Below are 11,269 nucleotides of genomic sequence, written 5' to 3' on the forward strand. Positions count from 1 at the left end.
TCCGCCGCCATTTTGCACGACGCCAAAGCAATGTAGAAACAAGATGAAATTTCCTGGACGACGCAGACAAAAACACTACTTTCCAGTGGAAGATAAAGATCCGTTAACGAACGTGATCACACAAGACAGCAAGCTTGCACGTAATTACATAGTGGGTATTGACCAAATTGTGGTTGATATAGAAGCCAAAGTTGATCAAGCCTTTCTCAATGAGTTTGGCCTGCACCGCGGTATGTCGCAAGTAATGGATGATGACACCACCAACGCTCTCTATGCACGGTTAAAAGATCATGACATGATCGACTACGAATTTGCTGGCGGCACTATTGGTAACACCATGCACAATTACTCAGTGCTATCAGATGACCGCTCGGTACTGCTTGGTGTAATGTGCGAAAATATCAAAATTGGTAGTTATGCCTATCGTTTCGTTAGTAAAACCTCAACCCGCGTAGATTTAGAACATCTACAACCGGTCGATGGCCCAATTGGTCGTTGTTTTACCCTTATTGATGAAAGTGGCGAACGTACTTTCGCTATCAGTCCAGGCTTAATGAACCGCCTACGTCCTGAATCCATTTCCCAAGAGCTTATTGCTAACTCGTCTGCTTTAGTTATTTCGGCCTATTTAATGCGTACCACAGGTGAAGACACCATGACCGAAGCGGCGCTAAAAGCCGTTGAATACGCAAACGCCGCAAATGTGCCTGTTGTACTGAGCTTAGGCACCAAATTCTTAATTGAGCAAGACCCAGAGTGGTGGCAAAACTTCGTTAACGACCACGTTGACATATTAGCCATGAACGAAGAGGAAGGCCTTGCTATTACAGGCTTTGAAGACCCGCTATTAGCTGCCGATAAAGCGCTTGATTGGGTTGATATGGTAATTTGTACTGCTGGAGCCCAAGGCATGTTCTTAGCCAGTTACATTGATGACTGTTGGAAACGCCCAACAGAGCACCAATTAATGCCAGGCAGCATTCCTGATTTTAATAAGTTTGAATTTTCACGCGCAATGCGTCGTAAAGACTGTAAGAATCCAGTAAAAATTTACACTCACACTGCACCTTACATGGGCGGGCCTGACAGCATTAAAAATACCAATGGCGCAGGTGATGGCGCACTAGCAGCAGTACTTCACGATATTAGCGCTAATGTATATCACCAGTTAAATGTTCCTACCTCAAGTAAGCATAAAATCAATGCGCTTACCTATTCGTCGCTTTCACAAATCAGTAAATATGCTAACCGTGTAAGTTATGAAGTATTAGTGCAACATTCGCCACGTTTAACGCGCGGCTTACCTGAACGAGAAGACAGTTTGCAACAAGCTTACTGGGAACAATAACCTCACCTTATGTCAATAAAAAGCCCGCTACAATATGCGGGCTTTTTGTTACCAAGTTAAACTCAGTACTTTTGGAGATTGGGAACTGGTTTTTAGTATAAGTTTACTAACTTAACCTTAGCTTAACTCTGTCAACTCCTGCATTTTTAACTAAACAAACTTGCTAACAGGCATAAAAAAGCCCGCTAAAGTTAGCGGGCAAAGCTTGTATAAAAACAACAAGGGAAATAAAGTCCAAGGGAGATTGGAACTTAAGCTTACTTTAGCCTTTTTAAACTTAACCTTTGCTTAATTCATACTAATTAAATTAATTTTCTGGAAAGTTATTGCTAAAAAATAAAGCATTTAACCTAACTTCTGCGCTTAATACCTGTTTACTCAAATAACGTATTATTTAAGTCGGCTAAAGCTGCTTATATACTTAAGCGAAATAGCTATTACTGGCTTTATTGAGCAAGTGCACTTTCCAAGCTTTTGCCATCACCATCTACCGGTGAAAGTATTTTTAAGCCAAGTACTTTCGCAATTGTTGGATAAACATCTAGATTAGGAAACTCAGCAATAGACGTATTTTGTTTAAACGCAGGTCCTTTTGCTATAAATAATGCCCCCATTTCTTGAGTGTATGCATAACCATGTGTTCCTAAATAATCTGATTCACCTTCAAATGAGAACGTTTTTGGTGCGGTGGTTTCAATAATAATATCTGCATCTCGAGCACCAAACTTAATACCGCGACTCGCTAGTGTATTTTTATCAAGTACGCTATAACGCCCTTTCGCTTGTTCTGCTAGGTGTTTTTTAGCCTCTAAAATAGCGATTTGGGATTCTGGCTTTTTATAAAGCTGCACACGAGTACCTGAATTCTTAATCAGAAAATCATCTTCAGACAAGCCCAACGAATTAATTTCAATGGTCTGTTTTGGATCAACTTGCGACATGCCGTGATCGGATACTAAAACTAAATTAATATTAAGATCTTTCAGCTCAGCTAAGCGCGCATCCAACTGGGCAATTAACGCATCCATTTTTTGCACGGCATCGAACGTTTGCTGTGCAATAGGTCCAAAATCATGGCCCATTGAATCAACCACTGAAAAATAGGCGGCAATAAAACGTGGACGCTGTGACTTTGGCAAGCTAAGCCAGTCTACAATTTGGTCTACGCGGCGCTGATAATCGCTATGTTGTGAGTAGTGATAAAAGTAACTTGGCGTACGACCATTAAAGCGCGCGTCTGATTCTGGCCAGAAGTAAGTTGCTGCTTTAACACCTTGCATTTCAGCAAGGTTCCAAAGTGGCGTTCCGTTTAGCCAGGTACTGTCGTTACGTCCTTTGCCCATGCTGTAGCATTCTTTACGATTTCTATCACAAAACTTATTATCAATTATGCCGTGATTAGCGGGCTGTAAGCCGGTAATAATTGAAATATGATTAGGAAATGTTTTCGTTGGGTAAACCGGAATCATGCGCTCTGCGCGAACGCCTGCTTTAGCGATTTTTGCTAAATTCTTTGCTTGGTGTTTTTCAATATAATCCCAGCGAAAACCATCAAGGGAAATCAAAACAACGGTTTGCTCTTTGGCAAACACTGGCGTACTTAAAGCACTTAAAACAACGAGAAGTAAAACAGCTATTTTTTTCATTTGCTTTGCTTGTATAGTAATTTACCCCATCTAAACTTGTTGGATTACAAAAGTCTAGGCTATTTGTCCTCAGCCATATTTATTTAACGTAAGCGCGAGTTATTTATCAAAAATTGATCTTAAATAGCTAACACAACGTAATGTGGGCAATTTTCCAAAAAGATTTGATACAATCTTTTTAATTTAGCAAATTAAGTAAGGGTCACCGTGTCTCGATTCACTGCCGTCACTGAAGAACCGCATAAACGATTTCATAAAAAAACAGCCGTTTTACTCACTAACTTAGGCAGCCCAGATGCACCCACCGCAAAGGCTCTAAGAACCTATTTGGCAGAGTTTTTATCTGATCCGCGCATCGTTGAAATTCCGCGCGTGCTTTGGAAAATTATTTTGCACGGCATTATTTTACGTATTCGCCCAAAACGTTCGGCAAAACTTTACGCCGGTATTTGGACTGAACACGGTTCACCATTATTGGTTTACAGTAAAAAACAGCAAGCGAAGCTAGCAACTTTACTTAAAGACAAAGGCCTAGATCACGCCGAAGTATTCTTAGCGATGCGCTACGGTAACCCATCAATCAAATCAGTGCTCGAAGAAATTCGTGAAAAAGGCTATCAAAAAATTGTCGTCTTGCCTTTATATCCTCAGTACAGCGGTTCAACTACTGGCTCAACTTACGATGCCATTAGTCGTGAGCTTGTTAACTGGCGTTGGGTACCTGAACTACACTTTATCAATGGTTATCAAGACAACCCGCATTATATTGATGCGCTTGCAGCAAGTATCAAAGAAGATTTAGACAAACATGGTATGCCTGAAAAATTGGTACTTAGCTACCATGGCACACCTAAGTTTTTCCTAGAAAAAGGCGATCCGTATTATTGTTTTTGCCAAATGACCACCCGTTTAGTGGTAGAAAAGTTAGGACTTAACAAAGACGACGTAATCACCACCTTCCAAAGTCGTTTTGGTAAAGCGGAATGGTTAAAACCCTACACTGATGAAACACTCGAAAAATTAGCCAAAGAAGATGGCATTAAGAACATTGCCATTGCCAGCCCAGCTTTTAGCTCTGACTGCTTGGAAACATTGGAAGAATTAGAAGAAGAAAATCGTGAAATTTTTGAACATGCTGGCGGCGAACACTACCGTTATATTCCAGCATTAAATGACCGCGATGATCATATTGCTGCCTTTTATGAAATCATAAAACAGCATTTATAATTTTCCGCAGTTTAAACAACAAAAAAACCCAGCACTAGCTGGGTTTTTCTTTACCTAAATTATTGTTAGCAATATAAGCTCGATTAGAACTTGTATTCCATACCAATTGCTAGGTAATCGTTATCTGTAGTTTCGTCTTTCTCTTGCTTAGTGTAGAAAGCGAATAGCTTAGCGTTTTTGTTAAGCTTGTAATCAACACCAACAGACGTTGCTACTTTGTCATCAACATCCGCATCAAACTCAAGCACTTGGTATTGTGCTTTTAATGTGTAGTCGTTAATTTTGTATGCTGCATTAACTAAGAAACCATCTGCAGACTCAGAGCCGTCGATTTTTTCTTGTGTTTGGTACATTGCACCTAGCTTAACGCCCGCTACTTTACCGTGAATTGAACCACGAACAACATCATAACCTTTCACTTCGCTATCTACCGCAACAGATGCGTAAATCGCAGATTTTTTAAGGCCTTTATCACCATAGGTTACTGCTGCTGAGTAACCATTGTCAGCGTCAGCTGAATCTTCAGCAATTACAGAGCCAATAACTTGGAAACCGTTAAACTTAGGTGTTTTATAAGTGATTGAATCACCCATACGGTTTTCACCTTTGAATACGTTTTTGATATCGCCTTCAAGGTCGTTGAATAGGTCTAGTTTACCTTGTGATTGCTTTAATGCTGTGTCGTTACGACCGATTAATACTTCACCAAAACCGCCTTGTAAACCAACGTATTGGTTACGTGACTTAAGATGGTCATCACTGCTGTTTGAAGCATCTGACATATCAACTTGCCACTCAAGCTTATAAACAACTTTTAAGCCTGACTCTTCACTAAGTGTCTCACTGCCTTTTACACCAAAACGAGACGCGTTGCTTTTAATTTCAGTAAAAGAGCCTTCGCCTTCATCGCTATTTTGTACTGTAACATTCGCTTTACCGTAAACGTTTACATCAGCCATTGCAGGTGCTGAAAGTGCAGCTAGTAAAGATAAAGCAAGGGGAGCCTTAACATTTTTCATGTGAAAACCTCTAAATGAGTGAAATATATTTGTAATCAATTTGAACGAGGCGCAGTGTGTCATCAATACGTGACAGAAATATTACACTTGAAACTTTTTTTTCATTTTTCTGTATTCAAATTGTCACTTACCAATAAATACAACATCTGAACGAGAATAATCACATTAAGAAAAGTGACATTTAGCTGTCATGTTTATGTATAGGAACAATAAATTAACAAAATATCTTCACAGAGTTTGTTTATGCCACTAAACTAAAAATTATAATTTAAACAACTATAACGAAGTACAGTGCTGCCTAAACTATTGTTAATTGAAGACAATCCCTCAATTTCTAAAATACAACGTCATGTTGCACTTAGAATTGGCTATCAAGTCGATATTGCCGATAGCTTGGCATCCGCGATTGATTTAATTGAAGTAAATGATTACTTCTGTGCTGTTGTGGATTATGTGCTACCCGACGCATCAAATGGTGAAGCCATTCCATTAACGATTGGCGCATCAATCCCGACGATAGTAATGACTGGAAAATTAGACGACAAAACCCGTGATACTGTTATGCAGTACCCAGTTGTTGATTACATCACCAAAGAAAGTCGCCAAGCATATACCTACCTAGAAACACAGCTTAAACGCTTGCCACGTAACGAAAATGTGCGTGTGCTTATTGTTGATGACTCAAGAAACACGCGCAAACTAATTAAAAGCTATTTGCTAAGACACAAATATTTAATTGCCGAAGCCGTTGATGGTGTATCAGCACTCGAACAGCTTGAGCAATTTGACGATATCAAAGTCATTATTACTGACAACGAAATGCCAAATATGAATGGCGTTACCTTAACCAGTAAAATTCGCGAAAAATTCAATTCTGAAGATAAAGTAATTATTGGTATTTCGGGTACCGATGATAATCGCATATCGGCTAATTTTCTTAAAAATGGTGCCGACGATTACCTGCGCAAACCTTTTTACCCAGAAGAATTTTATTGCCGCGTAAGCCAAAACTTGGATATGCAAGAAAACATTGCCACTATTCGTCGTCAGGCTAATTCGGATTATTTAACAGGCCTGCCAAATCGTCGATACTTCTTTGAGCAAGCAAATAGCTTATTGAAAAGACAAAAATTTGCTCACCAAGTAGCAATGCTCGACATCGACCATTTTAAAGCAGTAAACGATAACTATGGCCACGATGCTGGCGATATCGTGCTAAAAGAAGTATCACGTTTATTTGATACCATGTTTGGCAAAGATCACTTAGTTGCTCGCCTAGGTGGTGAAGAGTTTGCCGTGTTGTTTAAAGATGAAAATCACGAAGACAATCAAGCACTACTTGAGCAATTTAGAGAAACCGTAAGCCAGCTGCAAATTGATTGTGCCGGTCAAACACTCTGTGTAACCATTTCGATTGGGGTTACCGTAAAAGATACACAGAGCACAGACGAAGTGTTAAAGCTTGCTGATTTATGCCTGTATCAAGCAAAAGAGCAAGGCAGAAACCGCGTTATTGTGGGTTAACCGCTACGCGCTTTGCGTTACGGTAAGAGTCAAAACTAAATAGGGCAAGTGCAGACCAAATAAAACCAAACGTTACCATGCGGTCAGCACTAAAGGTTTCACCATAAAACAGCACCGCCAAAATAAACATTAAACTTGGTCCAATGTACTGGAAAAAGCCTAACGTTGAGTACTGAATACGACGCGCAGCCGCTGTGAAACACAGTAGTGGCAGTGTAGTCACAATACCTGCACTAATTAATAATAAATTCAGCGACATGCTATTACTGGTTAAATCACTGGTTGGTGTATCTAATCCCCACCAATAAATTAGCGCTACCGGCAACATAAATAACGATTCAATCAACAAACCTGGCAAGGTATCTACTGGTAATTTCTTACGAATTAGCCCATAAAGCGCAAACGAGCTTGCTAAGCTAAACGCAATAATCGGAAACGAACCAAAGCTAACAAGTTGAATTACCACGCCCGTTACCGCCAGTACAACCGCAACAAGCTGTAACCTACGTAAACGTTCTGATAAAAACAGCACACCCAGCAACACATTTAACAACGGGTTGATGTAGTAACCTAAGCTGGCATCCAACATATGGTTGTTATTTACTGACCAAATAAACAACCCCCAGTTAAAACCAAGTAACGCGGCACTCAGCAATAACCAGCCTGCTGTTTTAACATTAAACAACGCACTTTTAACCAAACGCCATTTTTTAACTACCGTAAGAATCACTAATAAGAATAAAACTGACCACACCACACGATGTAGTAATATTTCCATCGCGGCAACATGATCTATTGCCTTAAAATAAATTGGGGCGAGCCCCCACATTAAAAATGCAGCGATGGCAAAAATAACGCCTTGCTTTTGACTTTGCATATCAATCACTCAACAACTCAGGGAGCGCCAGTTTAGGGATCTGCTCAATTTAAGTAAAGACAGCGCGATAAAAAGACTTTAGAATTAGCGCTCGCTAAAATTGCATGCTTTGTAAGTCAATGCAGATAACATAATGCCAATCGAATACACCTTAATGTAATGGAAAATCAACAAGCGACCCAACCAGTAATGCAGCAACAAACGCCTCACAGCGTATTAAGTTCAGTATTTGGCTATAAGCAATTTCGTGCTGGGCAAGAGCAAGTCATTGATGCCGTGCTTGCAGGTCAAGATTGTTTAGTTTTGATGCCAACAGGTGGTGGTAAATCATTATGCTACCAAGTACCTGCATTACTGTTACCCGGTATTACCATTGTGGTGTCGCCGCTTATTTCCCTGATGCAAGATCAAGTCGCACAGCTAAAAGCCCAAGGTGTTGCAGCGGCATACATTAACAACAGCCAATCGCGCGAAGAGCAGCAATTAATTTACCAAGGCCTGCACCAAGGCCAAATTAAAATTTTATATGTAGCACCTGAGCGACTGCTTACTGACGATTTTAGTACCCGCTTACAGCATTTAAATATTGGTTTATTTGCCATAGATGAAGCGCACTGCGTTTCTCACTGGGGCCATGATTTTAGACCTCATTACTATCGCTTAGGGCAACTTAAACAACGCTTTAGCCATATTCCTATTATGGCACTCACTGCAACGGCAGATATTGCCACGCGTAACGATATCGTGATGCAACTGGGTCTTACTAACGCCCATATTTATACGGGCAGTTTTGACCGCCCCAACATCCGTTACACTATTGAAGAAAAATTCAAACCGCTTAGTCAGTTAATGCGCTTTTTAAAAGAGCAAAAAGGACAAAGCGGTATTATTTATTGCTCAAGCCGAAAGCGCGTTGACGACATAGCTGAAAAGCTCGTTGATGCAGGCTATAACGCAGCCTCTTACCATGCCGGGCTTGAAAATGAACAGCGCTCATTTGTGCAAAACGCCTTTGCGCGCGACGATATTCATATCGTCGTGGCGACCGTTGCCTTTGGCATGGGAATTAATAAACCGAATGTGCGTTTTGTTATTCATTACGATATTCCTAAAAACATCGAGTCATACTATCAAGAAACCGGTCGCGCGGGCCGTGATGGCCTATCAGCCGAAGCCATTATGTATTTTGACCCTGCCGATGTACCGCGCGTAAAACGCTTTTTTGATGATATTCCCGATGAGCAACGTCGTAAGGTAGAAGAGCAGCGCTTTAACGCCATGGCCAGTTTTGCTGAAGCGCAAACTTGTCGTCGCCAAATACTGCTTAACTATTTTTCTGAGTATCAAGGCAAGCCTTGCGGTAACTGTGATATTTGCTTAAATCCGCCAAAACAATTTGATGGAACTGAACTGGCTCAAAAAGCATTAAGCTGCGTTTATCGCGTTGAGCAAAAGTTTGGTATGGGTTATGTGATTGAAGTATTACGCGGCGCCAATACCATTCGTATTCGCGAAAACCAACACGACCAACTTTCAACGTTTGGCCTTGGCAAAGACAAATCGGTTGAATATTGGCTGAGTATTTTGCGTCAGCTTATTCACCACGGATTATTGCACCAAGATATCACGCAATCATCTAGCTTACGCTTAACCGAAGCAGCTCGCCCAGTATTAAAAGGTGATTTTGCCCTGCAACTAGCCGAACCGCGACTTGAAGTGAAACACGTTTACAAAGACAAACTTGCACGCTTTAACTACGATAAAAAGCTATTCGCCAAACTTCGCGGCTTACGTAAAGAGCTAGCTGACGCGGAAGATGTACCACCTTATGTGGTATTCAGTGATGCTACGCTTGCTGAAATGGCGCAAAAGATGCCAACCAGCGATGCCGAATTCCTGAAAGTATCAGGTGTTGGATTTACCAAACTCAATAAATATGGCGCCTACTTTATGAATGCCATTCATATGCATTTAACCAGCTAATTATTGGAGCATATAATGACTAGCAAAGCCCTTTTCTCAGACCATATTTTAATTACCCCAGTTGAACTGCCAGATGATGAAGAGTTTGAGCTGTGGGCAAGTATTTATCTTCACAATGATGCAATTTCATCGTTAGAGTTTGAGCAAGGTGCCGACCGCCACTTAATGCGCTTCAAATTTAAAAACACCTCATTTAATTTAAATTTTGAACACTATAGTCAAAGCATTTGGATTAATAGCGACAGTCAGCAAGACCTTGAATTATTACCCGAGCTCTATTCATCGCTTTAGTTTTGACATTACTTTTCACCATGCTAGCGTGAGGTAAAACAAAACAATAAGAACAATAGCCATGTTTAAAAAATCATTACTCACGCTCGCCCTATTCGCTGTTCCAAACTGCTTTGCAGCACAAACTCTCATTCATGCAGGCGAACTGCTGGTTCACGCCGATAAAACACCGCTTTCAAAGCAAACTATTATTATTGAAGACGACAAAATCGTCAGTATTCAAGCCGGTTTTCAACAAGCCAGTAATGAGCAAACACTGATCGACTTATCTGACAGCTTTGTCATGCCAGGCTTAATGGATATGCACGTACATTTGCAGTTTGAGTTAGGACCAAACAACGACGCAGAAATTGCCAAAGTATCACCCGAACTAGTCGGTATGCGCAGTGCCCATTACGCCAAAAAAACGTTAGAAGCTGGTTTTACTACAGTGCGCGATCTTGGTTCCGACCCACAATATATGTATGCCCTGCGTGATGCCATAAACAAAGGCTGGCTTGAAGGGCCGCGTATTATTGCTGCGGGTGGCGTTGCGATTACAGGTGGTCACCTTGATAGTAGTGGCGTGCACCATGAAATGTTGGATAAATTTGCTAAAAAAACCACCTGCGATGGCCCTTATGATTGTCGCCGAGCGACGCGTCACGCTATAAAATATGGTGCTGATTGGATTAAAGTCGCCGCTACAGGCGGTGTGTTAACAGACCGTGCAACCGGTACAGGCCAACAAATGGAAGACGATGAACTTAACCAAGTGGTTAAGGCTGCAAGCACCATGGGCAGAAAAGTAGCTGCGCACGCTCACCAAGAAGATGGCATTATTGCCGCTCTTGAATCCGGTGTTGCGAGTATCGAGCACGGCTCTTACGCTGGCAAAAAGGCCTATAAACTGTTCAAGAAAACCGGCGCATATTTGGTGCCTACTTTGCTTGCTGGTGAAACCGTTGTTGAAATGGCTAATAACTCAAACTTTATGAGTGATGCGATAAAAGCCAAAGCGATCCGTGTTGGCAACGATATGAAAGGTAATTTCTTTAATGCCTATAAAGCCGGTGTAAACATTGCTTACGGCACCGACAGTGGGGTATCAAAACATGGTACCAACGCGCGTGAAGCTATGCTGATGGTTGAGGCCGGAATGCCAACAAAACAAGTGCTTAAATCGGCCACCATAAACAGTGCAAAGTTACTTGGTATGGAAAATCAGCTAGGCACTATCGAAAGCGGTAAATTTGCCGACATTATCGCCACTAAAGCCTCGCCATTACAGGATATACGGCAGTTAATGGACGTCACTTTCGTGATGCGTTCAGGCCAAGTAGTTAAGTAATAAATTATTATATTTTAATTAGTT

Annotated in this window: 9 protein-coding genes; 6 read left to right on the plus strand and 3 right to left on the minus strand. The window is 41.1% G+C overall.

Features of this window, described 5'->3' with window-relative positions; translation table 11 throughout:
• Positions 1 to 43 precede the first annotated feature (43 nt).
• Entirely contained in the window at positions 44 to 1,348 is a 1,305-nt protein-coding gene (locus tag C2M30_RS00330) for an inosine/guanosine kinase (protein WP_010562081.1), read from the plus strand.
• Between the two features lie 446 nt (positions 1,349 to 1,794).
• On the opposite strand, the gene C2M30_RS00335 is transcribed toward C2M30_RS00330, so the two are convergent.
• Complete coding sequence (locus C2M30_RS00335; protein ID WP_105170269.1) at positions 1,795 to 2,994, minus strand: alkaline phosphatase family protein; 1,200 nt, start codon at positions 2,992 to 2,994, stop codon at positions 1,795 to 1,797.
• A gap of 207 nt (positions 2,995 to 3,201) precedes the next feature.
• Here C2M30_RS00335 and hemH point away from each other — a divergent pair, with 207 nt between their 5' ends.
• Positions 3,202 to 4,221 (plus strand): ferrochelatase, encoded by a 1,020-nt coding sequence (gene hemH / locus C2M30_RS00340; protein WP_105170270.1) that lies wholly within the window; start codon positions 3,202 to 3,204, stop codon positions 4,219 to 4,221.
• Between the two features lie 83 nt (positions 4,222 to 4,304).
• Here hemH and C2M30_RS00345 read toward each other — a convergent pair whose 3' ends face one another.
• Positions 4,305 to 5,240, minus strand: coding sequence for a porin (locus C2M30_RS00345; RefSeq protein ID WP_100914157.1), 936 nt, complete (start codon positions 5,238 to 5,240; stop codon positions 4,305 to 4,307).
• A gap of 291 nt (positions 5,241 to 5,531) precedes the next feature.
• Between C2M30_RS00345 and C2M30_RS00350 the strand changes: the two genes are divergently transcribed.
• Positions 5,532 to 6,764, plus strand: coding sequence for a GGDEF domain-containing response regulator (locus tag C2M30_RS00350; protein WP_105170271.1), 1,233 nt, complete (start codon positions 5,532 to 5,534; stop codon positions 6,762 to 6,764).
• Here C2M30_RS00350 and rarD read toward each other — a convergent pair.
• Positions 6,751 to 7,641, minus strand: a complete 891-nt coding sequence (rarD, locus tag C2M30_RS00355) for an EamA family transporter RarD (RefSeq protein ID WP_105170324.1) — start codon at positions 7,639 to 7,641, stop codon at positions 6,751 to 6,753. The genes C2M30_RS00350 and rarD overlap by 14 nt on opposite strands.
• A 159-nt stretch (positions 7,642 to 7,800) precedes the next feature.
• Here rarD and recQ point away from each other — a divergent pair, with 159 nt between their 5' ends.
• The 3 genes from recQ (at position 7,801) to C2M30_RS00370 (ending at position 11,245) form a co-directional block, all read left to right on the plus strand.
• Entirely contained in the window at positions 7,801 to 9,624 is a 1,824-nt protein-coding gene (gene recQ / locus C2M30_RS00360; RefSeq protein ID WP_199775856.1) for a DNA helicase RecQ, read from the plus strand.
• A 15-nt stretch (positions 9,625 to 9,639) separates the two neighbouring features.
• Complete coding sequence (locus C2M30_RS00365; RefSeq protein WP_105170272.1) at positions 9,640 to 9,915, plus strand: DUF3630 family protein; 276 nt, start codon at positions 9,640 to 9,642, stop codon at positions 9,913 to 9,915.
• 61 nt (positions 9,916 to 9,976) lie between these two features.
• Positions 9,977 to 11,245 carry a metal-dependent hydrolase family protein gene (locus tag C2M30_RS00370; protein ID WP_105170273.1) on the plus strand — a complete coding sequence of 423 codons (1,269 nt, stop codon included), beginning with the start codon at positions 9,977 to 9,979 and terminating at the stop codon, positions 11,243 to 11,245.
• Positions 11,246 to 11,269 lie beyond the last annotated feature (24 nt).

The sequence above is a fragment of the Pseudoalteromonas sp. T1lg24 genome (assembly GCF_002964745.1).
In the GTDB taxonomy this organism is placed as follows: Bacteria; Pseudomonadota; Gammaproteobacteria; order Enterobacterales; family Alteromonadaceae; genus Pseudoalteromonas; species Pseudoalteromonas spongiae.